Annotated in this window: 29 protein-coding genes; 17 read left to right on the forward strand and 12 right to left on the reverse strand. The window is 69.6% G+C overall.

Annotation, left to right across the window (positions count from 1 at the left end; genetic code table 11):
* Positions 1–357, forward strand: a 357-nt coding sequence (locus KBZ08_RS15340) for a hypothetical protein (protein WP_254974062.1), incomplete at its 5' end; no start/stop codon positions are given.
* A 23-nt stretch (positions 358–380) separates the two neighbouring features.
* Here the strand turns inward: KBZ08_RS15340 and fabI are convergent.
* Entirely contained in the window at positions 381–1,163 is a 783-nt protein-coding gene (fabI, locus tag KBZ08_RS15345) for an enoyl-ACP reductase FabI (RefSeq protein ID WP_254974064.1), read from the reverse strand.
* Between the two features lie 111 nt (positions 1,164–1,274).
* Here fabI and KBZ08_RS15350 point away from each other — a divergent pair, with 111 nt between their 5' ends.
* Entirely contained in the window at positions 1,275–1,952 is a 678-nt protein-coding gene (locus tag KBZ08_RS15350) for a 4'-phosphopantetheinyl transferase superfamily protein (RefSeq protein WP_106221025.1), read from the forward strand.
* A 19-nt stretch (positions 1,953–1,971) separates the two neighbouring features.
* On the opposite strand, the gene KBZ08_RS15360 is transcribed toward KBZ08_RS15350, so the two are convergent.
* Positions 1,972–2,580, reverse strand: a complete 609-nt coding sequence (locus KBZ08_RS15360; RefSeq protein ID WP_254974066.1) for a hypothetical protein — start codon at positions 2,578–2,580, stop codon at positions 1,972–1,974.
* 79 nt (positions 2,581–2,659) lie between these two features.
* Between KBZ08_RS15360 and KBZ08_RS15365 the strand changes: the two genes are divergently transcribed.
* Positions 2,660–3,244: a thioredoxin family protein gene (locus tag KBZ08_RS15365; RefSeq protein WP_106221027.1), complete on the forward strand. Its 585-nt coding sequence runs from the start codon at positions 2,660–2,662 to the stop codon at positions 3,242–3,244.
* A 54-nt stretch (positions 3,245–3,298) separates the two neighbouring features.
* Positions 3,299–4,501: a DegT/DnrJ/EryC1/StrS aminotransferase family protein gene (locus KBZ08_RS15370; protein WP_106221029.1), complete on the forward strand. Its 1,203-nt coding sequence runs from the start codon at positions 3,299–3,301 to the stop codon at positions 4,499–4,501.
* A gap of 12 nt (positions 4,502–4,513) precedes the next feature.
* Here the strand turns inward: KBZ08_RS15370 and KBZ08_RS15375 are convergent, their stop codons facing one another.
* The 3 genes from KBZ08_RS15375 to folK are packed head-to-tail and all read right to left on the reverse strand — an operon-like array spanning position 4,514 to position 7,236.
* Positions 4,514–6,016, reverse strand: a complete 1,503-nt coding sequence (locus KBZ08_RS15375; protein WP_254974068.1) for an FAD-binding domain-containing protein — start codon at positions 6,014–6,016, stop codon at positions 4,514–4,516.
* A complete protein-coding gene (locus KBZ08_RS15380; protein WP_106221033.1) occupies positions 6,016–6,576 on the reverse strand; it encodes an NUDIX hydrolase in 561 nt (186 codons plus the stop codon). Before KBZ08_RS15380 ends, KBZ08_RS15375 begins: the two co-directional genes overlap by 1 nt.
* A gap of 54 nt (positions 6,577–6,630) precedes the next feature.
* A complete protein-coding gene (gene folK, locus KBZ08_RS15385; protein ID WP_254974070.1) occupies positions 6,631–7,236 on the reverse strand; it encodes a 2-amino-4-hydroxy-6-hydroxymethyldihydropteridine diphosphokinase in 606 nt (201 codons plus the stop codon).
* A gap of 144 nt (positions 7,237–7,380) precedes the next feature.
* Between folK and KBZ08_RS15390 the strand changes: the two genes are divergently transcribed.
* The 3 genes from KBZ08_RS15390 (at position 7,381) to bchD (ending at position 10,864) form a co-directional block, all read left to right on the forward strand.
* Positions 7,381–7,866, forward strand: coding sequence for a thioredoxin family protein (locus KBZ08_RS15390; protein WP_254974072.1), 486 nt, complete (start codon positions 7,381–7,383; stop codon positions 7,864–7,866).
* Positions 7,863–8,687 carry a cytochrome c biogenesis CcdA family protein gene (locus KBZ08_RS15395; RefSeq protein ID WP_254974073.1) on the forward strand — a complete coding sequence of 275 codons (825 nt, stop codon included), beginning with the start codon at positions 7,863–7,865 and terminating at the stop codon, positions 8,685–8,687. The genes KBZ08_RS15390 and KBZ08_RS15395 overlap by 4 nt, the downstream gene beginning before the upstream one ends.
* Positions 8,688–8,752: 65 nt before the next feature.
* Entirely contained in the window at positions 8,753–10,864 is a 2,112-nt protein-coding gene (bchD, locus tag KBZ08_RS15400) for a magnesium chelatase ATPase subunit D (RefSeq protein WP_254974074.1), read from the forward strand.
* On the opposite strand, the gene KBZ08_RS15405 is transcribed toward bchD, so the two are convergent.
* Together KBZ08_RS15405 and KBZ08_RS15410 are read right to left on the reverse strand one after the other, a co-directional pair.
* Entirely contained in the window at positions 10,851–11,873 is a 1,023-nt protein-coding gene (locus KBZ08_RS15405; protein WP_106221043.1) for an MlaD family protein, read from the reverse strand. The genes bchD and KBZ08_RS15405 overlap by 14 nt on opposite strands.
* A 4-nt stretch (positions 11,874–11,877) precedes the next feature.
* A complete protein-coding gene (locus KBZ08_RS15410; RefSeq protein ID WP_254974118.1) occupies positions 11,878–12,636 on the reverse strand; it encodes an ABC transporter ATP-binding protein in 759 nt (252 codons plus the stop codon).
* A 272-nt stretch (positions 12,637–12,908) separates the two neighbouring features.
* On the opposite strand from KBZ08_RS15410, the gene yvcK reads away from it, so the two are divergent.
* The 3 genes from yvcK to KBZ08_RS15425 all read left to right on the forward strand — a co-directional run bounded on the left by yvcK (position 12,909) and on the right by KBZ08_RS15425 (position 17,111).
* Positions 12,909–14,225, forward strand: coding sequence for a gluconeogenesis factor YvcK family protein (gene yvcK / locus KBZ08_RS15415; protein ID WP_106221047.1), 1,317 nt, complete (start codon positions 12,909–12,911; stop codon positions 14,223–14,225).
* A 192-nt stretch (positions 14,226–14,417) separates the two neighbouring features.
* Entirely contained in the window at positions 14,418–15,920 is a 1,503-nt protein-coding gene (locus tag KBZ08_RS15420; RefSeq protein WP_254974075.1) for a polysaccharide pyruvyl transferase family protein, read from the forward strand.
* 90 nt (positions 15,921–16,010) lie between these two features.
* Complete coding sequence (locus KBZ08_RS15425; RefSeq protein WP_254974076.1) at positions 16,011–17,111, forward strand: glycoside hydrolase family 99-like domain-containing protein; 1,101 nt, start codon at positions 16,011–16,013, stop codon at positions 17,109–17,111.
* 9 nt (positions 17,112–17,120) lie between these two features.
* On the opposite strand, the gene KBZ08_RS15430 is transcribed toward KBZ08_RS15425, so the two are convergent.
* Genes KBZ08_RS15430 through ndhC form a run of 3 tightly spaced genes read right to left on the reverse strand, consistent with a single transcriptional unit; the run spans position 17,121 to position 18,856 of the window.
* Positions 17,121–17,723: an NAD(P)H-quinone oxidoreductase subunit J gene (locus tag KBZ08_RS15430; RefSeq protein ID WP_254974078.1), complete on the reverse strand. Its 603-nt coding sequence runs from the start codon at positions 17,721–17,723 to the stop codon at positions 17,121–17,123.
* Positions 17,716–18,480: an NADH-quinone oxidoreductase subunit NuoB gene (gene nuoB, locus KBZ08_RS15435; RefSeq protein WP_254974079.1), complete on the reverse strand. Its 765-nt coding sequence runs from the start codon at positions 18,478–18,480 to the stop codon at positions 17,716–17,718. Before nuoB ends, KBZ08_RS15430 begins: the two co-directional genes overlap by 8 nt.
* Positions 18,481–18,493: 13 nt before the next feature.
* The gene (ndhC, locus tag KBZ08_RS15440; protein ID WP_015109697.1) at positions 18,494–18,856 is read right to left on the reverse strand and encodes a photosynthetic/respiratory NAD(P)H-quinone oxidoreductase subunit C; all 363 of its coding nucleotides are present in this window, start codon (positions 18,854–18,856) and stop codon (positions 18,494–18,496) included.
* 143 nt (positions 18,857–18,999) lie between these two features.
* Between ndhC and KBZ08_RS15445 the strand changes: the two genes are divergently transcribed.
* The 7 genes from KBZ08_RS15445 to KBZ08_RS15475 all read left to right on the forward strand — a co-directional run bounded on the left by KBZ08_RS15445 (position 19,000) and on the right by KBZ08_RS15475 (position 22,365).
* Positions 19,000–19,410, forward strand: a complete 411-nt coding sequence (locus KBZ08_RS15445) for a rubredoxin (RefSeq protein ID WP_106221057.1) — start codon at positions 19,000–19,002, stop codon at positions 19,408–19,410.
* Positions 19,410–20,450: a photosynthesis system II assembly factor Ycf48 gene (locus KBZ08_RS15450; RefSeq protein WP_254974081.1), complete on the forward strand. Its 1,041-nt coding sequence runs from the start codon at positions 19,410–19,412 to the stop codon at positions 20,448–20,450. Before KBZ08_RS15445 ends, KBZ08_RS15450 begins: the two co-directional genes overlap by 1 nt.
* 99 nt (positions 20,451–20,549) lie before the next feature.
* Entirely contained in the window at positions 20,550–20,804 is a 255-nt protein-coding gene (psbE, locus tag KBZ08_RS15455; protein ID WP_015109700.1) for a cytochrome b559 subunit alpha, read from the forward strand.
* Positions 20,801–20,938: a cytochrome b559 subunit beta gene (psbF, locus tag KBZ08_RS15460; protein WP_015109701.1), complete on the forward strand. Its 138-nt coding sequence runs from the start codon at positions 20,801–20,803 to the stop codon at positions 20,936–20,938. The genes psbE and psbF overlap by 4 nt, the downstream gene beginning before the upstream one ends.
* 7 nt (positions 20,939–20,945) lie before the next feature.
* Positions 20,946–21,065 (forward strand): photosystem II reaction center protein L, encoded by a 120-nt coding sequence (locus KBZ08_RS15465; protein ID WP_015109702.1) that lies wholly within the window; start codon positions 20,946–20,948, stop codon positions 21,063–21,065.
* 18 nt (positions 21,066–21,083) lie between these two features.
* The gene (locus KBZ08_RS15470) at positions 21,084–21,284 is read left to right on the forward strand and encodes a photosystem II reaction center protein J (RefSeq protein ID WP_015109703.1); all 201 of its coding nucleotides are present in this window, start codon (positions 21,084–21,086) and stop codon (positions 21,282–21,284) included.
* 166 nt (positions 21,285–21,450) lie between these two features.
* The gene (locus KBZ08_RS15475; protein WP_254974082.1) at positions 21,451–22,365 is read left to right on the forward strand and encodes a DUF6473 family protein; all 915 of its coding nucleotides are present in this window, start codon (positions 21,451–21,453) and stop codon (positions 22,363–22,365) included.
* Positions 22,366–22,388: 23 nt separating this feature from the next.
* Here the strand turns inward: KBZ08_RS15475 and KBZ08_RS15480 are convergent, their stop codons facing one another.
* Both KBZ08_RS15480 and hisS read right to left on the reverse strand, forming a co-directional pair.
* Complete coding sequence (locus tag KBZ08_RS15480) at positions 22,389–23,333, reverse strand: hypothetical protein (protein WP_254974084.1); 945 nt, start codon at positions 23,331–23,333, stop codon at positions 22,389–22,391.
* 70 nt (positions 23,334–23,403) lie between these two features.
* Positions 23,404–24,732 carry a histidine--tRNA ligase gene (gene hisS, locus KBZ08_RS15485; protein ID WP_396122427.1) on the reverse strand — a complete coding sequence of 443 codons (1,329 nt, stop codon included), beginning with the start codon at positions 24,730–24,732 and terminating at the stop codon, positions 23,404–23,406.
* Positions 24,733–24,743: the final 11 nt, after the last annotated feature.

Consider the following 24,743-nt stretch of genomic DNA (forward strand, 5'->3'; position numbering starts at 1 on the left):
GTCAACACCTTCCGCTTCTCCGCCATTCAGGAAACACCCGGTGATGGCGCCGTCCGCTACAACGGCCCCGATCTCAAGGTCCTCGCCCTCGACAGCTCGGAAGCCTCCTCCCTCATCATCGACACCAGTCAGTCAAGGACGACCGATCCCATCATTGGCGGGGCGTCCCGTGCCCTGGTCGACCCATCAGCTCTCCCCGTAACCGGGGTTGGTGGCACCGACAACTTCCAGGTCCAACCCCTGGTGCAGAACCTGGGAAGCCTCCAGGTTGTTCCGACGTCGGTGGAGGATGTTGCCCTGGGCGTTCTTGGGGTCCAGCAGGATCCGCTGCTCGCCCCCAGACCCGACCTGTTCTGAGCGAACCGTGCACCGGCCGGGACTCACATCCCCGTGATGCAGTACCCGGCATCCACGTAGATCACCTGGCCGGTGATGCCGCTGGCCAGGGGGCTGGCCAAGAAGGCGGCGGTGGCGCCCACCTCGTCCTGGGTGACGGTGCGGCGCAGGGGGGCCTTCGCCTCGACGTTGTGGATCATGTCAAGGATGCCGCCGATCGCCGAGCTGGCCAGGGTGCGGATCGGGCCGGCGCTGATGGCGTTCACCCGCACCTGCTGCTCGGGGCCCAGCTCCGCCGCCAGGTAGCGGACCGAGGCCTCCAGGGCCGCCTTGGCGACGCCCATCACGTTGTAGTTGGGGATCGCCCGCTCGGCGCCCAGGTAGCTCAGGGTGATCACGCTGGCCCCCGGGCTGAACAGGGGCTTGGCGTGGCGGCAGAGGGGCGCCAGGGAATAGGCGCTCACCTCCAGCGCCCGGGCGAAGCCCTCCGGACTGATGGCGCTGAAATCGCCCACCAGCTCGTCCTTGCCGGCGAAGGCCAGGCAGTGAATCAGCACATCCAGCGTTCCCCACTGCTCGGCGATGCGTTGGAACAGGGCCTCGATCTGGGCAGGGTTCTGCACATCGAGGGGCTCGAACAGGGTGGGGTTCAGGGGGGCGGTGAGTTCGCGCACCTTGCCCTCGAAGCGACCCCGGTCGTCCGGCAGGTAGGTGATGCCCAGTTCGCAGCCTGCCGCCGCCAGCTGCTGGGCGATGCCCCAGGCGATCGAGCGGTTATTGGCGATGCCGGTGACGAGAGCCTTCTTGCCGCGCAGATCAAGGAGCATGGGAAACGGAGCGCCGGAGGGCGAAGGAATGCAGTCCGGCGATTCTCCCCCACCCGCGGGGGCCCCCTGCCTGCCCTCGCCCGGGTCCGACGGCGGCCGGCACGGGAGCTGATGGGCCTGATTCCCCAGCGCTGGCCAGAGCGGACGGGCCCGGCCCCGGACCCACCGCCCTGGCCCCCCGTTGGGCCCGAGGGGCCTCCCCTGCTGGTGCTGATCGATCGCCGCGACCCGGACGTCCGGGCGCTGCGCCCCCCCCTGGGGGATCTGCTGGATCCAGGGGAACGGCAACGGCTGGGACGGCTCCGGGGCGAGGGGGATGGCGAGCGCTTCCTGCTCGGTCGCGGCGCCCTGCGGCTGTTCCTGGGGAGCTGGCTGGGGTGCGACCCCGCCGGACTCGTGCTGGGGAGTGGTCCCCATGGCAAGCCGGAGCTGCTCACCGCGCCGCCGGCCGCCCCCCGCTTCAACGTCTCCCATTCGGGTGACCTGATCCTTCTCGGCTTTCACCCCCGGCGGCCGGTGGGGGTGGATGTGGAGCAGCGGCGACCGGTGCCGGAGTGGGAGGGCATCGCCCGCCGCTGCCTGCCGCCGGGGGAGCGGGAGGCGATCGGCCGCCTGCCGGAGCCGCGGCGTGAGCAGGCCTTCCTGGCCGCCTGGTGCCGGCTGGAGGCCCAGCTCAAGGCCAGGGGCCAGGGTCTGTTCGGCCCGCCTCCCGCCCCGGGGGAACCGGCGCCGGTGGTCTGGCCCCTGGTGCTGCCGGAGGGGTACGTGGGCGCCGCGGCCCTGGCCTGAGCCGCTCGGGCCGTGGCCGTCACCAGCCCCCGTGGTCCGTCGCCCCGGGCTCCTCGAGGTCCTCGGGGGTGAGGGGCAGCCCCAGCAGCTGCTTTTCGGCCCTCCGGATCGCCCGGGGATCGCTGAGCAGATCGGGCTCCTCCAGCAGGGGCAGGACCGGCGGCCGGTGGTCGGCCGCCGTCCGCGGCGGCGGCTCCCAGAGGAAGGTGCTGCCCGGGGCCCGCTGGCGGCAGAGCGCCTCCATCTGGCGGCGCAGGGCCAGACGCACCCTGCCCCGCTCCAGGACCTGGAAGAACTCCTCCCGGGGGGCCAGCCCGAAGCTGGTGGGCCGGGGGCCGTTGCCGTCCCGCAGCCGGGCCGCGTCGGGGAGCCAGCGCGGCCGGCAGACCCCGGGGCGGGCGGTGTCCGTCTCGATCCAGATGTGCAGACCCTCGCCGCCCGGCCGGCTCACCACGGCGAGCCCATCGTTGGGCTGGTGTCGCGGCAGGGGATACACCCGGCCGCTGGGGCGCTGATCGGCGGGCACACAGCCGGCGAGCAGGGCCGCCAGAAGCGGCAGGGCCAGCAGGCGCGAGGCCGGCGGGAGGGTCGCCCACGGGCGGCGGGCCAGCGGGCTCGACGGCGGCACGGCGGGAACGGCTCGGTGGCGGCGATGATCCTGACCCGCTCTCCCCCATCCGCTCTGCAGCAAGGGCGGCAGCACAGCCATGGTCCTGACGAGCTCCACCATGCTGCCCCTCGGCACACCCCTGCCGCTGGCCGCCATGCGGGCCGCTCTGCGGCCGGTCACGGGCGGTCCGCTCGCGGCCGCCGCCCTGGCCGGGAGCCCGGTGCTGGTGCTGTTCCTCTGCCCCCACTGCCCGTTCGTGAAGCACGTGGAGACGGAGCTCACCCGGCTGCAGGGCGACCTGGAGGGGCGGGTGAGCCTGATCGGCGTCTGCAGCAACAGCACCGCCAGCCACCCCCAGGACGGGCCGGCGGGGATGGCGGCCCAGGCCGCGGCCTGCGGCTGGACCTTCCCCTACCTGCAGGACCCTGACCAGAGCGTGGCCCGCGCCTTCCGGGCCGCCTGCACCCCGGACGTCTTCCTCTTCGATGGGGCCCACCGCCTCGCCTACCGGGGCCAGCTGGATGGCAGCCGGCCCGGCGGCGAGCCCTGCGACGGCCGGGATCTGCGGGCGGCCGTGACCGCCCTGCTGGAGGGACGGCCGGTGCCGGAACCGCAGCGGCCGGCGATCGGCTGCAACATCAAGTGGCAGGCGGGTGCCGAGCCCCCCTGGTTCAGCGGCTGACGCTTCCAGGGGGCCGGCGGCGGCGGTCGGATCCGCAGGCTTAATGTTGCCGCCATGCATGTGCCCCCCTTCAGTCTCAGCGAGCAACTGCAGCAGCTGGGAGACGCCCTCGATCAGGCCGTCCTGGAGGTCCTGCGCAGTGGCCAGTACATCGGGGGGAGCACCATCAGCGGCTTTGAGGCCGCCTTCGCCGAGGCCTGCGGGGTCCCCCACGCCATCGGCTGCAACAGCGGCACCGATGCCCTGGTCCTGGCCCTGCGGGCCCTGGGGATCGGCCCCGGTGACGAGGTGATCACCAGCTCCTTCAGCTTCTTCGCCACCGCCGAAGCGATCAGCGCCGTGGGGGCCACCCCGGTGTTCGTGGACGTGGACCCGGACACCTACCTGATCGATCCGGAGGGGGTCGAGGCCGCGATCACCCCCGCCACCCGGGCCCTGATGCCGGTGCACCTGTTCGGCCGCCCGGTGGACATGGAGCGGATCATGGCCATCGCCACCGCCCATGGCCTGCGGGTGATCGAGGACTGCGCCCAGGCCAGCGGCGCCAGCTGGGCCGGGCGGCCGGTGGGCGGCTGGGGCGACGCCGGCTGCTTCAGCTTCTTTCCCACCAAGAACCTGGGCGCGGCGGGCGACGGCGGCATGGTGGTCTGCGGTGACGCGCAGCTGGCCCAGCGGATCCGGGAGCTGGCCGTGCACGGCATGCCCCGCCGCTACCTGCACACCGATCTGGGCTACAACAGCCGCCTCGACGCCATGCAGGCCGCCGTCCTGATGGTGAAGCTGCCCCACCTGGCCGGCTGGGTGGACCGGCGTCGGGCCATCGCCGAGCGCTACCAGCGCGAACTGGCGGGCCTGCCGGGGCTGGTGCCCGCGGCGCCCGGGCCGGAGGGCCACAGCTGGAACCAGTTCGTGGTGCGGGTGCCCCGCTGCCCTGCCGCCACGAGCGCCTGCGGGGGGCGCTGCACCCCGGCCGCCGACAGCGCCAGCTACGGGCTGCCCGAAGCCTGCTGCCGCGACTGGCTCAAGCAGCAGCTCCAGGAGGCGGGCGTGACGACGATCATCTACTACCCGATCCCCATCCACCGGCAGCCCGCCTACGCCGCCCTCGGCTACGGGCCCGGCAGTTTGCCGATCACCGAACGGCTCTGCGCCGAAGTGCTGAGCCTGCCGATCTTCCCGGAACTGAGCGCCGAGCAGCAGGACAGCGTCATCGCCGCTGTGCGCAGCCTGGTGGGGGCCGAAGCGGTCGTCGCCTGAGGCAGCCCCCGCCTAACCCCGGGGCAGGGCGGCGTGGAGCGCCTTGAAGCGGGCCTGCTGGACCTTGTGGCTGACGATCGGCTCGGGGTAACCCCGGCGCTCCAGCGGTCCGATCGCGCCGCTGATCAGGTCGGCGGTGGCCACATGGGCCAGCTCCGGCAACCAGCGGCGGATGTAGGTGGCCTCAGGGTCGAACTTCGCCGCCTGGGTGGCGGGATTGAAGATGCGCAGGGGCCGGGGATCCATGCCGCTGCTGGCGCTCCACTGCCAGCCGCCGTTGTTGGCCGCCAGGTCGCCGTCCACCAGCCGCTGCATGAACCCCTGCTCGCCTTGGCGCCAGTCGCAGATCAGATCCTTCACCAGGAAGGAGGCCACGATCATGCGGCAGCGGTTGTGCATCCAGCCGCTGGTGTTCAGCTGCCGCATCGCCGCGTCCACGATCGGGAAGCCGGTACACCCCTCGCGCCAGGCCCGCAGCCGCTCGGGATCGTTCTCCCATGGGAAGACCTTCCACTGGGGCCGGTAGGGCCCCTCGGCCAGTTCCGGGAAATGGAACAGGGCCTGCTGGTAGAACTCGCGCCAGGCCAGCTCCTGCTCCCAGACGCCGATGGAGGTGAGGGCCTCGGCGCTGCGGGCGAGGGCCCGGGCGCCCCGGGCGGCGGCCCAGGCCTGGCGGGGGCTGAGGGTGCCGACGCTGAGGGCGGCGGACAGCGCGGAGGTGCCGGCCTCACCCGGCAGGTTGCGGCCCGGCTCGTAGGCGGCCAGGGGACCGCCGTTGACGCCGCCGTCGGCGAAGGCCTGCAGCTGCGCCAGGGCGGCCGCCTCCCCGGGACGGCAGGGGCAGAGATCGGCGCCGCTGAAGGGGAAACCGAGTTCCTCGGCACTGGGCACGGCACTCAGCATGGGCAGGGCCTGCCACAGGGGCGCCCGCTCCGCCGGCAGGGCGCTGGGCTCGAGATCCAGCAGACCGCCCGGCGCCGCCACCGGCTCCAGGCCGCCGGCGGATCCGGCGCCGAGGGCGGCCCGGCCCTCCACCTGGCCGCGCCAGTTGCGCAGGAAGGGGCCGTAGACCCGATAGGGCTCCCCGGCGCCGGTGCGGATCGCCTCCGGGGCCACCAGCAGCTGGTCCCAGTCCACCAGCACCCGGGTGTCCTGGGCCCGCAGCGCCGCCGCCACCTGCCGGTCGCGCTCGCGGCCGTAGGGCTCCACCTCCCGGTTCCAGGCCACCACCGAGGCCCCCGTCGCCAGGGCCGCCTGGGCCACCAGGACCGCCGGATCGCCCTGCAGGATCAGAAGCCGGCTGCCCGCCGCCCGCCAGCGGACCGCCAGCTCCCGCAGGCTCTCGCACAGAAACCAGGCCCGGGCCGGAGCCATCAGTGGGCCTGAGACGATCGCCGGATCGAGCACGTAGAGGCCGGTGACCGCCGGCGTGGCGGCGGCCGCCGCCGCCAGGCCCAGGTTGTCGGCCAGGCGCAGGTCGCGGCGATGCCAGAACAGCCAGCGCTCCGGGGCCATCAGGATCCCAGCAGCTGGCGGGCGCGGTACCAGGCGGTCACGGTCTTGCCGTCCAGGGCCTCGTCGCCGCTGGCCAGGAGCGCATCCAGCTGGGCAGGCTCCAGCAGCAGCACCTCCATGTCCTCGTCGTCGTCACCGGGGGGGCGGTCCTGCAGCAGGGTGAGATCGCGGGCCAGGAACAGGTGGATCACCTCGTCGGAGTAGCCGGGGCAGGGGTGCATGGCGCCGAGGGGGTCCCAGCGGCTGGCGCTGTAGCCGGTCTCCTCCTCCAGCTCCCGCCGCATCGAGCCCAGGGGCTCCTCCCCCTCCTCCAGGGTTCCGGCCGGGAACTCCAGCAGCCGGCCGGCCACGGCGAAGCGGTACTGGCGCAGGATCACCACCCGGCCGTCCTCGAGCACGGGCACCGCCAGGGACGCCCCCGGATGGCGGATCACGCCGTAGGTGCCCTCGATGCCGATCGGCAGCACCACCCGGTTGAGCTCGAAGCGCACCTTGCGGGCCTGGAGGGCGGCGGTGGTTTCCAGATGGGTGCAGGGCTCGGGGGGCGGCAGGGGAGCCATGGGGCAGGCCATCGGGGCCCCCAGTGTGACGGGCGGGGGCCGCTGGGCGCGGTATCATGGGCCTTCCGGCCAGCCCGGCTCCCCCGGCAGTACCAGGGGCGGCGGCTCCAGGGCGGCCCGCGGCAGGGCCGCCAGCCCTGCGGAGGCCGTGAGGGGGGTGCCGGTGGGCGCCACGGGAAGGGGCAGGTCCGGGTCGATCGCCGCCAGGGGGGCGAGCACGAAGGCCCGCTCCCCCAGGCGCGGATGGGGCAGCTCCAGCTCCGGGCTGCCGCAGGTGAAGGGCCCGCACCAGAGCAGGTCGAGATCGAGACGGCGTGGTCCCCAGCGCTCGCGGCGCTCCCGGCCGAACGTCGCCTCCAGCTGCAGCAGCCGCGCCAGCAACCGGGGGGGATCAGGCCATCGCTCCCCCGGCAGTGAGGCCGCTGCGAGCCGCGCCAGCAGGACGGCGTTGAGGTACGGGGGCTGTCCCGGCGGCCCCCCCACCGGCTGGGTGAGGAACCGGGGCGACCAGCTCAGCTGCACTGGGGCCGCTGCCCAGGCCCGCAGCTCGGCCTCCAGCCGCGGTCGCACGGCCGTGAAGGTGGCGACGGGGTCGCCGAGGTTGGCCCCGAGGGCGATGGCCAGGCTGACGGAGAGGGGATCGGCAGGGGAGTGGACCATCGACCGTCGCCCTCGGGCCTTCGCCAGCAAGACCCTTCCGGGCCGGTGGGAGCCATCCTGGCCAACGGCCGGCGGCGGGGCGGCGCTGCGGCAATCCACCGGAAGGGGCCGGCGGTACTTGAGGCGTCCATCGACGCCGCCCCGATGTCCTTCCCCCTGTCCGTGCTGCTGCTCTCCCTCGCCAACCCGCTGCCCGGCGGCCTGGCTGGACCGGCGTCCCTCGGCGCACCGCTTCCGGTGGACGGCGCTGGGGCGTGGCTGGCCCAGAAGCCGGCCGGGGCGCTCGCCCCGTCGCTGCAGGGCCGCCCGGTGGTGGTGGATATCTATGCCAGCTGGTGCCCCGCCTGCCGCACGATCGCGCCAACGCTGCGCTCCCTCGCGAAGAGTCAGGCCGGCAAAGCCACGTTCGTGACCTTCGACGTGTCCGATGCCGCCACGTTGAAGACCTCCCGCGAACGGGCCAGGTCGCTCGGGCTTGGCGCGTTCCTGGAAGCCAACCGCAGCCAGACCTCCCTGGTGGCCGTCATCGACCCCCGCAGCGGCACCAGCGTGCAGACCTTCCGGGCCAGCACGGATGCGGGCGCCTACGTCGCCGCCATCGGCAAGGCCCAGTCGATGATCCGGCGATGATCCGGTCCCCCCTGAACCGCACCGGACCGGCGTTGCTGGTGGTCCTGGCCGCGGCGTCCCTGGCGGCGGCACTGGCGCTGGAGGGCCTGCCGCGGATCGGGGCCCAGCTGGATCAGGCGATCCTGGCCGCGTCGCAGGCCTACGCCGAACGGTTCGAGGCCTGGCCTTCGCCCCCACCGCTGCTGGTTCCGATGGCCGCGTTCCTCGGTGGGCTGCTGGCGAGCGTGTCGCCCTGCGTGCTGGCGATGCTGCCGTTGAACCTCGGCTACATCGGCACCCTCGGGCCGCTCAGCCGTGGCCAGGCCGTGGTCAGGGTGGCCGGCTTCGTGGCCGGGACCGTTCTGGTGCTGAGCCTGTTCGGCCTGGTCGCCTCGTTCGCCTCGGCGGTGGTGGTGGACCACCGCGGCCCTGTCCACCTCGGGGTGGGTCTGGTGATCCTGCTGATGGGGCTCCATCTGGGGGGATGGCTGCCGCTGCGGCTGCCCCGCCTGCCGGCACTGCCCCCATCGGGAGGGCCGTTCCTCGTGGGGATGGGCTTCGCCCTGGTGAGTTCCCCCTGTGCCAGCCCCGTGCTGTTCTCGGTGCTGGCCGCTGCCGCCGGCACCGGCTCCGGTCTGCTGTCGGTGGTCACGATGGTGAGCTACGCCCTCGGGTACACGGCCCTGATCGCGGCCACCAGCCTCTGGGCCGGTCTGATGGGGGCCTCCCGGAAGCTGCTGCGCCATGGCGCCACCCTCACGCGGCTCAGTGCGCTGGTGCTGCTGGCGGCGGGGGGGTTCTATGTGCTTCAGGGGCTGATCTGGAGCTGGCGGAACGGATAGACGACGGCCATGGCCCCGCCGCCACCCGGTCGGCGAGACTGGCCACCCCACCCAGCCACTGCCCCATGGTCGTCAGCGGGTCCCCTGCCGCGCCCGCCGGTGCCGCCCCCACCGGCAGCTTTCCGCTGGCCGCCATCACCGGCCACGGCACCCTGAAGCTGGCCCTGCTGCTGGCGGCGGTGGACCCCGGCCTGGGCGGGGTGGTGATCGCCGGCGGGCGCGGCACCGGCAAGTCGGTGCTGGCCCGGGGGCTCCATGCCCTGCTGCCGCCGATCGACGTGATCGATCTGGCCGATGGTCCGGGGCTGCGGCAGGCGGATCCCTCCCGGCCCGACGAGTGGGACGGCCCCACCCGGCAGCGCATCACCGAGCTGGGCGGCGATCCCAGCGGCGCCGATCCGGAGGCCCTGCTGCCCACCCGGGTGATTCCGGCCCCGTTCATCCAGGTGCCCCTCGGCGTCACCGAAGACCGGCTGATCGGCTCGGTGGACGTGGCCGCCTCCCTGACCGCCGGGGCGCCGGTGTTCCAGCCCGGACTGCTGGCGGAGGCCCACCGGGGGGTGCTCTACGTCGACGAGCTCAACCTGCTCGATGACGGCATCACCAACCTGCTGCTGGCGGCGGTGGGCTCCGGCGAGAACCGCATCGAACGGGAGGGGCTGAGCCTGTCCCACCCCTGCCGCTGCCTGCTGATCGCCACCTACAACCCGGAGGAGGGGGCGGTGCGCGACCACCTGCTCGACCGTTTCGCCATCGCCCTGTCGGCCAACCAGCTGCTCGACACCGACCAGCGGGTGGCGATCACCCGCTCGGCCCTCGACCACGGCGCCTCCAGCAGCGCCTTCGGCGCCCGCTGGCAGGAGGAAACCGAGGCCCTGGCCACCCAGCTGCTGCTGGCCCGCCAGTGGCTGCCGGACGTGACCATCGACCGGGAGCAGATCCGCTACCTGGTCACCGAAGCCATCCGCGGCGGCGTCGAGGGCCACCGGGCCGAGCTCTACGCGGTGCGGGTGGCCCGGGCCCATGCGGCCCTCTCCGGCCGCGACCGGGTGGACGCGGACGATCTGCAGGTGGCGGTGCGCCTGGTGATCGCCCCGCGGGCCCTGCAGCTGCCGCCGCAGGATCCCGACCAGCCCATGGAGCCGCCGCCACCGCCACCGCCCCAGGGGGAGCAGCCCCCCGAGGACCCGGAACCGCCCGAGCAGGAGCCGGAGAACGAGGAGCCCGAGGATCAGGACGAGGAGGACGAGGACGACAGCCCAGAGGACCAGGCCCCGCCCCAGATCCCCGAGGAATTCCTCCTGGATCCCGAGGCCACCGCCATCGACCCCGACCTGCTGGTGTTCGCTTCGGCGAAGGCCAGGAGCGGCGGCAGCGGCAGCCGGGCGGTGGTGTTCAGCGACAGCCGCGGCCGCTACGTCAAGCCGATGCTGCCCCGGGGCCCCGTGCGCCGCATCGCCATCGACGCCACCCTGCGGGCCGCCGCGCCTTACCAGAAGGCCCGCCGCGCCCGGGAGCCGCACCGCAAGGTGATCGTGGAGGAGGGGGACCTGCGGGCCAAGCAGCTGCAGCGCAAGGCCGGCGCCCTGGTGATCTTCCTGGTGGATGCCAGCGGCTCGATGGCCCTGAACAGGATGCAGAGCGCCAAGGGGGCCGTGATCCGCCTGCTCACCGAGGCCTACGAAAACCGCGATGAGGTGGCCCTGATCACCTTCCGCGGCGAGCAGGCCGAGGTGCTGCTGCCACCCACCCGCTCGATCACCGCCGCCCGCCGGCGGCTGGAATCGATGCCCTGCGGCGGCGGCTCACCCCTGGCCCACGGCCTTGCCCAGGCGGCCCGGGTGGGGGCGAACGCCCTGGCCACCGGCGACCTGGGCCAGGTGGTGGTGGTGGCCATCACCGATGGCCGCGGCAACGTGCCCCTGAGCCGCTCCCTGGGCCAGCCGGTGCTGGAGGGGGAGGAACCGGTGGACCTCAAGGAGGAGCTGCGCCAGGTGGCCAGCAGCTACCAGAACCTGGGTCTGCGGCTGCTGGTGATCGACACGGAGCGCAAGTTCATCGGCAGCGGCATGGGCAAGGTGCTGGCCGAGGCGGCCGGCGGCCGCTATGTGCAGCTGCCCAAGGCGAGCGACCAGGCCATCGCCGCCATCGCCCTGGAGGCGATCAACGGTTTCTGACCGTGGGAGCCAGCCGGTCCTGGGCGGCCTGGCGGGCGGCCCTGGCCTCCTGCTGGCGGGCGTCCTGGCGGGCCTTGCGGTCGCGCGCCGCATCCACCTCGGCGGGGTAGAGCTCTTCGAAGAACCGGCCCAAGCCGATCGAGACGCTGCGGATGCCGTCGAGGAACTTGGGATCCCCCGTGAGCTTGCTCACGTCGCCGCCGACGGCCGACCAGCGGTCGGTGAGCTGCTTGGCGTTGGTGAGCGTGGCCTGCAGATCGGCCACGGTCTTCGGGTTGTCCAATGCCGCCGCCAGGTTGCCCACGTGCTTGCTGGCCCGGGCGGCATCGGCGCTGGCCAGGTTGAGGTTGCTCAGGATCGGGTCCACCTTGCCCACCGAACGATTCAGCTGGTTGACCAGCACCTGGGCGTCCCGCAGGAAGACCTGGCCACTCTTGGTGAGCAGTTCGGTCTCCTTGGCGGTCTTGGAGAAGGCGGCGGTGGCCGCCACCATCTGCTGGACGAGCTGTTCCTTCTCGGCCTGGTCGAGCAGACCCTGGACCGTTTCGGTGACCGTGTCGAGGCTGGCCGCCGCGATTCCCTTGACCTGGCCGCCATTGCAGACCATGCGGGTGTTGTTGCAGCCCCGCTCCCGTGGCCCCGGCAGGCTGGCCGGCAGGGGGGGGCCGCCCACCAGCAGGGACACCTGGGCGTCGCCCCCGAGCAGGGAGGCATTGCCGACCCGGGCCACCAGGGGGCGGGCCAGCCGCAGGCGCGGGTCGGTGATCTCCAGGTCGGCCACCACGGCCGCGTCGGTGACGGTGACCCGACGCACGCTGCCCACCAGCACGCCGCGGAAGGTGACCGGCGAACGGTCGGCCAGACCGGCGGCATCGGCGAAGCTGGCGCGGATCGTCCAGGTGTTGCCTCTCAGGGAGATCCCCCGCAGCCAGAACCACAGACCCAGGCCACTGGCGATGGCGGCCAGCAGGGAAAATCCAACCAGGGCTTCACGGACACTCCGGCGCATGGGCTCAGTTCTCGGCCGGCTGCATCGGTCCGTGCAGACTACCGCTCCGAAACTGCACCACATAGGGATTGGTGCTGACCCGGAAGTCCTCCACCGTGCCGACCCAGCGGAAGCGGCCGTCGTAGAGGAGGGCGACGCGTTCGGCGCAGCGGTCGATCGTGCTCATCACATGGCTGACCACCAGGGTGGAGGCGTGCACGATGCGGGAGGTGCGCACGATCAGGTCCTCGATGCGGGTGCAGGCCACCGGGTCGAGGCCGGCGGTGGGCTCGTCGAAGAGGAGCAGGGGGGTGCGGGCCGAGGCCAGGGTGGGGTCGTCGATCAGGGCACGGGCGAAGCTCACCCGCTTCTGCATGCCGCCGCTGAGCTCCCCCGGCATGCGGTCGGCGATGCCTGCCAGCCCCACGGCGTGCAGGGCCTGGTCCACCCGCTCGGCGATCTCCCGCTCCCCCAGGCGGCTGAAGCGGTAAAGCAGGAAGCCGACGTTCTCGCGCACGGACAGCGAGGCCAGCAGGGCGGGGTTCTGGAAGACCAGGCGCACGTCCGGGGGGTGGCGCTGGTCCAGGCGCAGGTAGGTCTGGGGTTCGCCGTGGATGCGCAGCAGGCCGGAGGTGGGCAGCTGCAGCCCCGCCAGCAGGCGCAGCAGGGTGGATTTGCCGGAGCCCGAGGGTCCCACCACGACGAGGCGCTCGCCCGGCGTGAGGCTGAGGTCGACGCGGTCGAGGACCATGTTGGGTCCCCAGCGCATGCTGAGGTTCTCCATCTGGGCCACCGGTGGGATGGCCGGGGGAACTTTCAGCGCGAGTTGACTGGAGGCCAAGGAACCACGGCGAGGGGGCCCCTGGGGCCCGGCTCCCATCCTGCCGGTTCAGGACGGGCTTTTCATCCGTACAGTTCCGTTGGTCTGTGCCGCGTCGCCACGCCCTGCCCTTGACGGTTCGAGGCCCCGCTGCGAACGCCCGTCGGCGCCGGGGCGGCTCCCGCCCGGGGCGCCCCCGCTGGGTGGGCCGCGGCGACCTGCGTCAGCAGGACCTGATGAGCCGCTCGCGGCGGGCGGCCCGCTGGCTGCAGCCGGGGCTGGTGGTGAAGCGCTGGATGATCACCTCGGGCCTGGGCCTGGTGATCGCCCTGCTGGGGGCGGCGGTGTGGGCCGACCTGCAGCCGATCTACTGGACCCTGGAGACGATCCGGTGGGGCCTCAACCGCCTCACCCAGGTGATGCCCCGGGGGATCACCGGCCCGCTGGTGCTGCTGATCGGCGCCGCCATGATCTGGCTGGGCCAGAGCCGCAGCTTCGGCGCCATCCAGCAGGCCCTGGCCCCGGAGAAGGACACCCTGCTGGTGGATGCCCTGCTCGCCCAGCGGCGCCTGAACCGGGGCCCCACCATCGTGGCCATCGGTGGCGGCACCGGACTGGCCACCCTGCTGAGCGGCCTGAAGCGCTACAGCAGCAACCTCACCGCCATCGTCACGGTGGCCGACGACGGCGGCAGCAGCGGCGTGCTGCGGCGGGAGCTGGGGGTGCAGCCCCCCGGCGACATCCGCAACTGCCTGGCGGCCCTGGCGCGGGAGGAGCCCCTCCTGACCCGCCTGTTCCAGTACCGCTTCAAGGCGGGCAGCGGCCTGGAGGGCCACAGCTTCGGCAACCTGTTCCTGAGCGCCCTGACGGCGATCACCGGCAGTCTGGAATCGGCGATCATCGCCAGCAGCCGGGTGCTGGCGGTGCAGGGGCAGGTGGTGCCCGCCACCAACGCCGACGTGCGCCTGTGGGCGGAGCTGGAGAACGGCGAGCGGATCGAGGGGGAATCCCAGATCGGCCACGCCCCCTGCCCGATCGTGCGCCTGGGCTGCACCCCGGAGCGTCCGCCGGCCCTGCCGCGGGCCCTGGAGGCGATCGCCAACGCGGAACTGATCGTGCTGGGACCGGGGAGCCTCTACACCTCCCTGCTGCCCAACCTGCTGGTGCCGGAGCTGGTGAGCGCCATCAGCGCCAGCAAGGCGCCGCGGCTGTACATCTGCAATCTCATGACCCAGCCCGGCGAAACCGACGGCCTGGACGTGGGCGGCCACCTGCGGGCGATCGAAGCCCAGCTGGCGAGCCTGGGGGTGGAGCAGCGCCTGTTCACGGCCGTGCTGGCCCAGGAGGACCTGGACGACTCCAGCCTGCTCGACATCTACCGGCTGCGGGGCGCCGAACCGGTGACCTGCGAAGCCTCCGTGCTGCGGGAGCAGGGCTACGAAGTGATCCTGGCGCCACTGCAGGGGGCCCGCCCCAGCGCCACCCTGCGCCATGAACCCCGCAGCGTGGCCAAGGAAGTGATCCGCTTCTATCGGAAGCACAGAAGGGATTGAAGGCATAGACTCCCGTCGCTGTCAGGGCGGAATGCAGGTGCCGGAGCCCTCACGACCATCAACCAGCGATCATCCAGGCCGGTGCATCTGGAGCTCCTGAGCGATGAGGTGCCTGGGGACCATCCAAACAGCTTCCAGGGATGGGCTCCGCAGCTTCCGATGCGTCCCCAACCCGGCCGGTGCCGCTAGCGAATGAATCCCGACGCCATTCTGTTCGGCGCTTTTGAAAGGCACAATTTTGGAGATCTCCTCATGGGCTTTGCCTTTGAGAAGCTGCTCCAACAAAAAGGAATCCGCACGATTCACGCCAGCATCCTTGAAAATGATCTGACGGCGTGGGGCGGCACCAGGGTCCACTCCATCTTCCGATTGCTGGCCAGCGGCCTGGAGACCAGCATCCCGATTCTGCATGTCGGAGGTGAAACGGCGTCCTGCTCCTTCATGGAGGCGCTGGCCTGCGACTCCCCTGCCCCTCTGCCCTTCCACCTCAAGGACGTGGTCAGCTCCGATGTCCATCAGCAGCTGGGCACGGACCGCCCCTTTCCCTATCTGACACCAACCGAAGAACGTATCGACAAGGAGTTGAAGCGATGGGAGAACAGACTGTTTTACGGCATCGGCCTCACCCAGCTGGCAGACGACAGCGCCCAGAACGAACACCTGAAAGCCTCATTGACCGCCGCGAGAATGATCGGCTTCCGAGATGCCCACTCCCTAAGCAACGCCAAGAGCCTGGGAGTTGACCAGACCACATACGCCCCGGACATTGTTTTGTCCATCAGCCGATTGATGCCCGTTGCCAACCCTGGGAATCCACCCTATCTGCTGCTGCATTTCAATGGCGGCTATCTGCAAAGACACGCCGCCGCCCTCATCCAATCACTCTCGCAGATTGCCGGCGGCTTCGCAGGCGGCCTGAAGATCGGCCTTGCCGGCACGGCCAACTATCACGATTCCCTGGAGGGTCTCTATCGATTCAAGCAGCTGGCCGATGAATCTTCCGTTCCTGTGGAAGTCCTGCCGTCGGTTGACATCTTCACCATCTGTCAGCAGATTGCCAGCGCTGCGGCAGTCGTATCGACCAGCCTGCATTACCGCATCGTCGCCAGATCCTATGGCGTGCCTCGGCTGACCATGAATGTGCACAAGGTCAACTGCTGGTCAGAAAGCAATGATGGCGGCTATCCATTCGGCGTTGAGCCCGACGGGCTGGCGTTCGCCGTCAACTCTCTGATCGCTTCGGTCCATCCCGTCAGGATGGTGGATGACCGTGCCCAGATGAAGGATCTGAGTATCATCGACAGCCATATCGAGACCATCACCGGAATCATCAAGGCCGCCGCGCCCAGCAGCGAGCGGCCGCGACTGAAAGACGCCACACCGCAACCCACCGCGCCAGCCACGGACCTCTGGTTCGCCTCCATGGTCCATTGCCTCGATGACCGCGAGAGGTCCATCAGGGCACAGGCCGAAACCATCCGGGCCCAGGACGCCGTCCTCAGCTCCAAAACGCGGTTGCTGAGGCGACTGCTGCATCTGCTCCTGGCGGCCGTTCGGCGCAGCCAACCGTGGGGGGCCGCCCCCTCAGGCCAGAGCCGGCAGCACCGGCCGGGAGCCCCTGGAGGTAGTGCAGCGAATGGTGATTCACCTCACCCCGGCAACACTGAGAGGGTGGTGCAGCGTATCCGGCCCTAGGGTGAGCCCGATGGTGTCCATCCAGCTCGCTCCGCTGCATCCAGCTCGCTCCACTGCATAGATGTCCGAAACGCCAGGCCTTCATTCCCCGTGAATTCAGCCAAAGCCATTGCCTTCTATCTTCCCCAATATCACCCGATTCCTGAGAATGATGCGTGGTGGGGTAAGGGATTCACGGAATGGCGAAATGTCACCAGGGCAAGGCCGCTGTACCCCCGGCATTACCAGCCGCACCTGCCCGCCGATCTGGGCTTTTACGACCTGAGGCTGCCGGAAGTCCGCCAGGCCCAGGCTGAGCTGGCGCAATCTTTCGGCCTGCATGGTTTCTGCTACTACCACTATTGGTTCAATGGTCGGCGCGTGCTGCAGCGGCCGTTCGAAGACGTGCTGGCTTCCGGTGAACCGGACTTTCCCTTCTGTGTCTGCTGGGCCAATGAAAACTGGACCCGGCGCTGGGACGGGTCCGATGATGAGATTCTTCTGGAGCAGATCTACAGCGAACAGGACGACCGCGAGCACCTGTTGTCCCTGTTGACGGCCTTCAGGGATCCTCGCTACATCAGGATCGCAGGTAAACCTCTGTTTCTCGTCTATCGCACCAGCGCCCTGCCCCATCCGGCCCGAACGGCAGAGATCTGGCGATCCATGGCCCATGACCATGGCCTGGGAGATCTCTATCTCGTTTCCGTTGAATCGAAGGAGACTGAGATCAGGAACCCTCAGGACTTCGGCTTTGATGCCGCGGTGGAGTTTCAGCCCTGCTGGCCGATGCTCGGCTCTCTCCCGCACCAGACCCCCAGTCTGCGGGAAAGGGTCAAGGGCTTGATCAAGAAGGAGTCACCGGGGAAAAGCATCCACCGGGTCGTCGATTACGACAAGGTCAGTGAGGCCGCCCTTTCCAGGCCTGTCCCCCCCTATCCCCGCTTCCCCTGTGTCACCCCGTGCTGGGACAACACCGCCCGGCGACGCTGGGGGGGCATCATCCTCCAGGATGCAACGCCGGAGCGCTACGGCCACTGGCTCAGGCAGACCCTGGCACGCCTCCCGGCCTGCGGTCTGCCTGAACCGATCGTGTTCATCAACGCCTGGAACGAGTGGGCCGAAGGCAACCACCTCGAACCCGATCAACGCTGGGGTAGCCGCTATCTGCAGGAAACGCTCGCCGCCCTCAGCGGCTCAGGTCTCCCATAGGCGGCGCCATCAATAGGCATCCTGCATCTCATAGAAATCAGGCTGCACGTAATCCTTGCGCAGCGGATAGCCCTTCCAGTCCTCAGGCATCAGCAGCCGCTTGGGATGGGGATGGCCCTCGTAGGCGATGCCGAACATGTCGAAGGTCTCGCGCTCCTGCCAGTCGGCCCCGCGGAACAGGCCATAGAGGCTGGGGATCGACAGGGCACCGTCCCGAGGGAGGAACACCTTGAGTCGCACTTCCTCGGGACGCGCCTCGGCCGGCAGGGGGCCGTGGCCATCGGCCATGGCCGAAAACTGATCGACCATCGTCGCCAGCTTGACCAGGTGATAGAAGCTCACCAGCCGGCCCCCCGGGCCCTCGTCGTAGCCCCCCTGGCACTGGAGGTAGTCGTAGCCGGCCGCCTTCAGGGCCGTGGCCACCAGGGGCAGGGCGGCGGGCTCCACCCCGAGCATCTCGACGCCCGAGTGGTCCGGGCCGAGGCTGACGGCATCAAAACCCTGGCCGCTCAGCCAAGTGGCCACGGGCCCAGGGGCGGCGGCCTGCAGGGCACTGGCTTCGGAGGCCGTGCCGTCCGCGGCACCAGGGGTGACGGGGGACTCCTCAGGCATCGGTGGTGGGGGCGGTGGGGGCGGTGGGGGCGGAGACGGTGGCGGTGTCAGCGGCGGCGCCCATCGGCAGACCGGCGGCGGCGGCCAGGGCGGCCTGCTGGGTTTCCGCCCGCAGGTAGGCCCCGGTGACGATCGGGTCGATCCGCTTCATCTGGTGGGGGATCGTGCAGTAGCGGTGGGTGGGACGCAGGTTGCCGCGCTCGGCCAGGGCTTCGTTGCCGACCTTCTTGCGCAGCTTGATCACCGCATCGAAGATCGCTTCAGGACGGGGCGGGCAGCCGGGCAGGTAGAGATCGACGGGGATGAGCTTGTCGACGCCGCGCACCGCCGTGGTGGAGTCGGCGGAGAACATGCCGCCCGTGATGGTGCAGGCCCCCATGGCGATCACGTATTTGGGTTCCGGCATCTGCTCATAGAGCCGCACCAGGGCCGGCGCCATCTTCATCGTCACCGTGCCGGCCACGATCAGCAGATCGGCCTGGCGGGGGCTGGAGCGGGGCACCAGACCGAAGCGGTCGAAGTCGAAGCGGGAGCCGATCAGGGCCGCGAACTCGATGAAACAGCAGGCCGTGCCGTAGAGCAGCGGCCAGAGGCTGCTGAGCCGGGCCCAGTTGTGGAGATCGTCGAGGCTGGTGAGAATGATGTTCTCGGAGAGGTCGGCGGTGACGCCGGGGGCGCCCACGGGACCGCAGCTGGCCTCGCGCACATCGCGCAGGGCATCGACGGAAAGGGAGCCGGCAGGGGGTGTGAGGGTCATGGTGGGGAGGTGCTCAGCTCCACTCGAGGGCGCCCTTCCGCCAGGCATACGCCAGGGCCAGCACCAGGATGGAGATGAAGATCAGAGCCTCGATGAAGGCCAGCAGCCCGAGTCGGTGGAAGGCCACCGCCCAGGGATAGAGGAAGACGGTCTCGACATCGAAGATGACGAAGACCAGGGCGAACATGTAGTAGCGGATGTTGAACTGGATCCAGGCCCCGCCGATCGGTTCCATGCCCGATTCATAGGTGAGCTGTCGCTCCCCCTGGCGGCTCTTGGGAGCCAGCAGCTTGTTGGCCACCAGCGCCAGCACCGGAACCGCCGCCGAAATCAGCAGGAAGCCCAGAAAGGCGTCGTAGCCGGAGAGCACGAACATCGGCAGACCCAACCTGGCGCGCATTCTGCCACCTGCCTCCGGGGGCGGCGGTCGCCGGGACGACCGGCCCGGCCGGCCGCCGGGAGGGGCCGCTGGGCCCGGGGTCGCCCTCGATAGAGTCCCCTGGTATGGCCAGGCACGGGATGAGCACGGAACCGCCGACGGAGACATCCACCGAAGAGCTCCCCAGCGGGGCCGCCGGCACCCTCGGCGAGGCGGCCGAACCCGTCGCCGAAGACCCCTCCAGCCACCGCTTCGAGTGCCGCAGCTGCGGCTTCGTGTACGACCCGGCCGAGGGGGTGAAGAAACTGGGGATCGCGGCCGGCACCTCCTTTCTCGATCTCGACCCGGTCGGGTTCCGCTGCCCGGTCTGCCGCAGCCGGGTGGGAGCCTTCAAGGACATCGGCCCCCGCAACAAGCCCAGTGGCTTCGAGGAGAACCTCAACTTCGGCCTGGGGGTGAACCGCCTCACCCCCGGCCAGAAGAACGTGCTGATCTTCGGGGGGTTCGCCCTGGCCTTCGCTTTCTTCCTCTCCCTCTATTCCCTGCGTTGATGCCTGCGCTCCTCCCCGCCCTGCCGGCCATCCTTCGCCCGCTGCGGCCCCTGCTCAGCCTGGCCCTGTCCCTCGTGCTCGCCCTCGGCCTCACGGGCTGCGTCACCACCGGACTGCCCACCGCCGCCGCCAGCCCCTGGCAGGCGGTTCCCCTGGACACCCGCTCCAACCCCCTCGACGTGGCCTTCAGCAGCGCCGACCACGGCTTCCTCGTGGGCAGCAACCGGCTGATCATGGAAACCGACGACGGCGGTGCCAGCTGGCAGGAGCGGGCCCTGGACCTGCCGGAGGAGGAGAATTTCCGGCTGATCAGCATCGACTTCAACGGGCCTGAGGGCTGGATCGTGGGCCAGCCCGGCCTGCTGCTGCACAGCGACGACGCCGGCAGCAGCTGGAGCCGGCTGCTGCTCGACACCAAGCTGCCCGGCGAGCCCTACCTGGTGACGGCCCTGGGGCCGAAGACCGCCGAGCTGGCCACCAACGTCGGCGCGGTGTACCGCACCACCGATGCCGGCTCCAGCTGGCAGGCCCTGGTGGGCGATGCCGCCGGCGCCATCCGCGACCTGCGCCGCAGCGCCGACGGCGACTACGTCAGCGTCAGCAGCCTGGGCAACTTCTTCGCCACCTGGGAACCCGGCCTGCCCGCCTGGCAGGTGCACCAGCGGGTCAGCAGCCAGCGGCTGCAGTCGATGGGCTTCCAGCCCGACGGCCACCTCTGGATGGTGGCCCGGGGCGCCCAGCTGCGCTTCGACGGCGACCCGAGCACTGCCGAAAGCACCGAAAGCGGCGACTGGAGCAAGCCCGTGATCCCGATCACCAACGGCTACGGCTACCTCGACATGGCCTGGGATCCCCGCGGCGCCGTCTGGACCGGCGGTGGCAACGGCACCCTGCTCGTGAGCAACGATGCCGGCGCCAGCTGGCAGCGGGATCCGGTGGGCAGCGAGCAGCCCACCAACTTCTCCCGGATCGTCTTCGCCGCCGATGGCAAGGGCTTCGTCCTGGGGGAGCGGGGCGTGCTGCTGCGCTGGGTGGGCTGAGGGCGGGGGGCAACTGCATCCCTCTGTAACCAACCCCCCGACCCGCTCCCGCCAGCCGCTGGCCGACCCCTAGGATTGCCGGGCTGAACGCTTGTTGCTATGGCTGCCGGCTCCACAGGGGAACGCCCGTTCTTCGAGATCATCACAAGCATCCGCTACTGGGTCATCCATGCGGTGACCCTGCCGGCCATCTTCCTGGCGGGCTTCCTGTTCGTGTCCACCGGCCTGGCCTACGACGCCTTCGGCACGCCCCGTCCGGATGCCTACTTCCAGGCCCAGGAAACCAAGGCTCCCGTCGTGAGCCAGCGTTACGAGGGCAAGAGCAGCCTTGATCTGCGCCTCCAGGAACCATGACCCAGTCCACCGCTCCCACCACGCCGCGCAATTACCCGATCTTCACGGTGCGCTGGCTTTCCGTCCACGCCCTCGGCATCCCCACGGTCTTCTTCCTGGGTGCCTTGGCGGCCATGCAGTTCGTCCGTCGCTGAGACATCCATGCAGCGCAATCCCAACCCCAACAACCTGCCGGTCGAGCTGAACCGCACGAGCCTCTATCTCGGGCTGCTGTTCGTGTTCGTCATCGGCATCCTCTTCTCCAGCTACTTCTTCAACTGATCGGGAGGCACCCCATCCATGAGCGGCAAGAAATCCTCACTTCCTGACGGCCGGATCCCCGACCGCCTTCCCGACGGCCGCCCGGCCGTGGCCTGGAAGAGCCGGTGGACCGAAGGGGTCCTGCCGCTCTGGATGGTCGCCACCGCCGGTGGCATGGCCGTGATCTTCGTGGTCGGCCTGTTCTTCTACGGCTCCTACGTGGGTGTCGGTTCGGCCTGACTGAACGGCGTCCATCGTTCTCCAATGCTCTGCAGCGGATCCTCTGGGATCCGCTTTTTTTTGGCCATGCACCACGGCGGACAACAGACCACTGACAACGGCAGAGCAGGCGGTATCCGACCCAATCCCTAAGCTTCCGCCAGGACCCACGGCGACGAGGGATGGCATGGGCAAGTTCTATCAGGCCCGGGACAAAGAGTTCATCGATTATCAGCTGTATCAGCTGGACGGGCTCACCCTGCGAGGTCCCCAGTCCAGCCGCTCCGACGGCATCGCCTACCTGGGTGCAGCTCAGACGTTCGGCACGTATTGCGAGGACCCTTTCCCCACCATCATCGGCAGAACGCTGGGCGTGGGCACCATGAATCTCGGCAGAGGGGGAGCAGGCCCGGATTACTACCTCTCCTCCCAGGATTCACAGGCGCTGCTGGGCCTGGCCAACCAGGCCCGCTTGGTCGTTGTCCAGGTCATGTCGGGGAGAAGCATCAACAATTCGGTGTTTTTCTGTGGTCTGGGCGCTTCCAAAGGCCATCGGCTTCCCGATGGCCAGCCCATGAGATCTGAGCAGGTCTGGAGTGACCTTTTCCTGGGTGGGGATAAACGGGGGGATGATCCCGAGTTCATCGAGAAGCTCATCGAAGAGAATTCCAGGGCGTATGTAGAAAAAATGGTTCAACTCCTCAACAAGATCTCCGTGCCCAAGATTCTCTTCTGGTTTTCGGAGCGCGCACCGGAAAGCTATCGGTTTCCAAGTCGACAACGGCTGGAAGAGTTGAGATTTTCTCGCACGCCCCAAGGACGGCTCTCTGCGAAAGTCCTCTACAAGCTAGGGATGTGGGACCGCAGCCCCAAGCCCTCGCTTCTCGGCAAGTTCCCCCATCTCGTCACGGAACCCATGCTGAAGATGATTCGCCCCTTCGCCGATGCCTTCGTGGAGTGCAGCACCGCTGCGGGCATGCCCCAGCCCTTGCTGAACAGCCAGGGCATCATCGTCGACTACAACCGCTACTACCCTTCACCAGAAATGCATCAAAAAGCGGCAAAAGCCCTGCTGCCGTCCTGCCAGGCGATGCTGACGTGAAACGGAACCGGATCACGCGCCTTTCATTGCCATGGGACAAAGCGGTGGCCGAAACGTTCGATCATCTGGCGATCGTTTTCCACGAACTCGGAAATGTCCTCAGAATGAACCTTCTGGACGTCGGCTCCCTCAGCAACGACCCTGCGCAGATCATCTTCGGGAACCTCAAATCGAATCAACCGACAGATACGCGCCAGCGTCTCGTACGGACTGCTCAAAAAGTCTTCATAACAGATGGGATAGACCTCCAGTCCTGCCCTGACGAGCACCTGCCTGAGTTCCCGCTTTCGAGCCAGAAAGGCTTCGCAGCTGGCAACGATGGTCTCGAAACGGACGGGGTCAACATGGATCTTCCCAATCTCGCTTCTCTGAAGTTCACCTCTGGCCAGCCTGAACTGCAGGTGACCAGGCTGGCCCGTTCCATCACCGTGATACTTCGAGAGGGCCCATCGAAAGACATCCTGCCGAACAGCAAGGAAGACGACGACTTGATTCCTTTTCAGAATCTTGATCATCAATCTCCTGTAGTTCCTGAGATTGATTCTTTGTGAAAGATCCTCTAGCTGTTTACTGACTCGCGGCAGAGTACGACTCAGGACACGATGCACTATTGGAAGGCGGTCGGGATACCACGGCAATGTCAACACCCGGAATCGCATCTTCAAGCCTGTCACGGCCCCTTGACGAACCCCCAGTAAACGGCCCATGGCCGTTCGGCCATACCGTGCCTGGATGGCCTCTGGATCAACAGGTTGGGAGCCCAGCAGGCCATGCAGGCAAAATCTCAGATCAGCATCGGACATCCGTCCACAGGAGTGGAGGTCAAAGGGTTCCACGCTCGTGAGTCCATGGCCCCGGTCCTTCCTCAGGATCGTGATCCCCGGGAGCTTGTCGAGCAGCGACATCAAGGCCGTGGTGCCCTCCTTCTCATCAAAGAAGATCACGAAATTGGCCGCTCCCGTGCGCATCGATCGCCATGGCTCGCTGAGCCAGCCCTACAGCGTGCCCAGCCTGTCACGACACCCGATGGCCCGCCGTTCAGCCCAGGCGCTTCAGCTCATGGGGCGGCAGCGCCAGGAACGCCTCCCGGCTCAGCACCCGATCCCCTGATCCAGCCTCGGCATCCAGGGGCAGCAGCCGCACCTGGCCGGCCCCGGCCTCCTCGTCGCCCAGCACCAGGGCCCAGCGGGCGCCGCTCCTGCGGGCCCGCTTGAGCTGCTTGTCGAAGCCGGCGCCGCTGAGATCCAGCTGCACCGCCAGGGGCGCCCCGGGGCGCTGGCGGCAGCGACGGGCGAGCTCCAGGGCGCAGGCCTCGCCCAGGGCCCCCCGGTTCACCAGGTAGAGGTCAGGCTGGGCGGCCGTCACCGGAGCCTGGGTGCCCGCCTCCATGGCCTGGCTGAGCAGCAGCACCAGCCGCTCCATGCCCATGGCCCAGCCGATGGCGGGCGTGGGGGGGCCGCCCAGCTGCTCCACCAGGCCGTCGTAGCGCCCACCGCCACACACGGTCGCCTGGGCCCCCAGCTGGCTGCTGGTGATCTCGAAGGCGGTGTGGCCGTAGTAGTCGAGGCCCCGCACCAGGCGCGGGTTGAGCTCGAACGGGATGGCGAGGGCCTCCAGACCCTGGCGCACCCGCAGAAAGCGCCCATGGCTCTCGCCGCTGAGGGCATCGGCCAGGGTGGGGGCTCCGGCCAGCAGCGCCTGGGTGTCGGGGTTCTTGGAATCGAGCACCCGCAGGGGGTTGGTGGTGATCCGGTTCTGGGAATCGGGATCCAGACGCTCCCGATGGGCCTCCAGCCAGGCCAACAGTTCGGCCCGGTAGCGCTGCCGGTCCTCGGGACTGCCCAGGGAATTGAGCTCCAGGGACAGGCCGCCCACCCCCAGGTCCATCAGCAGATCCCAGGCGATGGCGATGGCCTCGACGTCGCTGCGGGGATCGGCGTGGCCGAGGAACTCCAGACCGATCTGGTGGAACTGGCGCTGCCGGCCGGCCTGGGGCCGCTCGTAGCGGAACATCGGCCCGCCGTACCAGAGCCGCTGGGGTCCCTGGGCCACCAGGCCATGCTGGATCGCGGCCCGCACCACCGAGGCGGTGCCCTCGGGCCGCAGGGTGCAGCTGCGGGCGCCGCGGTCCTCGAAGCTGTACATCTCCTTGCCCACCACGTCGGTGGCCTCACCGATGCCCCGGGCGAACAGCTCCGTCACCTCGAGCAGGGGCGTGCGGATCTCCTCGACGGCGGCCCGGCGGAAGTGCTCCCTGGCGGTGGCCTCGATCCGCTGCCAGAAGGGGGTCTGACCGGGCAGCAGGTCGACCATGCCCCGCAGGCTCTGGAGCGGTTTCAAGACGGTGCGGATCGGCGAGCGCCCCATTGTGCCCGAAG

Origin of the sequence: Cyanobium sp. Candia 9D4, from assembly GCF_024346155.1 — a bacterium.
GTDB classification, from domain to species: Bacteria; Cyanobacteriota; Cyanobacteriia; order PCC-6307; family Cyanobiaceae; genus Cyanobium; species Cyanobium minutissimum.

Bases quoted from the DNA above. Each gene is read 5' to 3' on its own strand.
- fabI (WP_254974064.1), bottom strand. From the start codon at position 1,163: ATGCTCCTTGATCTGCGCGGCAAGAAGGCTCTCGTCACCGGCATCGCC.
- KBZ08_RS15350 (WP_106221025.1), top strand. From the start codon at position 1,275: ATGGGCCTGATTCCCCAGCGCTGGCCAGAGCGGACGGGCCCGGCCCCG.
- KBZ08_RS15365 (WP_106221027.1), top strand. From the start codon at position 2,660: ATGGTCCTGACGAGCTCCACCATGCTGCCCCTCGGCACACCCCTGCCG.
- KBZ08_RS15370 (WP_106221029.1), top strand. From the start codon at position 3,299: ATGCATGTGCCCCCCTTCAGTCTCAGCGAGCAACTGCAGCAGCTGGGA.
- KBZ08_RS15375 (WP_254974068.1), bottom strand. From the start codon at position 6,016: ATGGCCCCGGAGCGCTGGCTGTTCTGGCATCGCCGCGACCTGCGCCTG.
- KBZ08_RS15380 (WP_106221033.1), bottom strand. From the start codon at position 6,576: ATGGCTCCCCTGCCGCCCCCCGAGCCCTGCACCCATCTGGAAACCACC.
- folK (WP_254974070.1), bottom strand. From the start codon at position 7,236: ATGGTCCACTCCCCTGCCGATCCCCTCTCCGTCAGCCTGGCCATCGCC.
- KBZ08_RS15390 (WP_254974072.1), top strand. From the start codon at position 7,381: ATGTCCTTCCCCCTGTCCGTGCTGCTGCTCTCCCTCGCCAACCCGCTG.
- KBZ08_RS15395 (WP_254974073.1), top strand. From the start codon at position 7,863: ATGATCCGGTCCCCCCTGAACCGCACCGGACCGGCGTTGCTGGTGGTC.
- bchD (WP_254974074.1), top strand. From the start codon at position 8,753: ATGGTCGTCAGCGGGTCCCCTGCCGCGCCCGCCGGTGCCGCCCCCACC.
- KBZ08_RS15405 (WP_106221043.1), bottom strand. From the start codon at position 11,873: ATGCGCCGGAGTGTCCGTGAAGCCCTGGTTGGATTTTCCCTGCTGGCC.
- KBZ08_RS15410 (WP_254974118.1), bottom strand. From the start codon at position 12,636: ATGGAGAACCTCAGCATGCGCTGGGGACCCAACATGGTCCTCGACCGC.
- yvcK (WP_106221047.1), top strand. From the start codon at position 12,909: ATGAGCCGCTCGCGGCGGGCGGCCCGCTGGCTGCAGCCGGGGCTGGTG.
- KBZ08_RS15420 (WP_254974075.1), top strand. From the start codon at position 14,418: ATGAATCCCGACGCCATTCTGTTCGGCGCTTTTGAAAGGCACAATTTT.
- KBZ08_RS15430 (WP_254974078.1), bottom strand. From the start codon at position 17,723: ATGCCTGAGGAGTCCCCCGTCACCCCTGGTGCCGCGGACGGCACGGCC.
- nuoB (WP_254974079.1), bottom strand. From the start codon at position 18,480: ATGACCCTCACACCCCCTGCCGGCTCCCTTTCCGTCGATGCCCTGCGC.
- ndhC (WP_015109697.1), bottom strand. From the start codon at position 18,856: ATGTTCGTGCTCTCCGGCTACGACGCCTTTCTGGGCTTCCTGCTGATT.
- KBZ08_RS15445 (WP_106221057.1), top strand. From the start codon at position 19,000: ATGAGCACGGAACCGCCGACGGAGACATCCACCGAAGAGCTCCCCAGC.
- KBZ08_RS15450 (WP_254974081.1), top strand. From the start codon at position 19,410: ATGCCTGCGCTCCTCCCCGCCCTGCCGGCCATCCTTCGCCCGCTGCGG.
- psbE (WP_015109700.1), top strand. From the start codon at position 20,550: ATGGCTGCCGGCTCCACAGGGGAACGCCCGTTCTTCGAGATCATCACA.
- psbF (WP_015109701.1), top strand. From the start codon at position 20,801: ATGACCCAGTCCACCGCTCCCACCACGCCGCGCAATTACCCGATCTTC.
- KBZ08_RS15465 (WP_015109702.1), top strand. From the start codon at position 20,946: ATGCAGCGCAATCCCAACCCCAACAACCTGCCGGTCGAGCTGAACCGC.
- KBZ08_RS15470 (WP_015109703.1), top strand. From the start codon at position 21,084: ATGAGCGGCAAGAAATCCTCACTTCCTGACGGCCGGATCCCCGACCGC.
- KBZ08_RS15475 (WP_254974082.1), top strand. From the start codon at position 21,451: ATGGGCAAGTTCTATCAGGCCCGGGACAAAGAGTTCATCGATTATCAG.
- KBZ08_RS15480 (WP_254974084.1), bottom strand. From the start codon at position 23,333: ATGCGCACGGGAGCGGCCAATTTCGTGATCTTCTTTGATGAGAAGGAG.
- hisS (WP_396122427.1), bottom strand. From the start codon at position 24,732: ATGGGGCGCTCGCCGATCCGCACCGTCTTGAAACCGCTCCAGAGCCTG.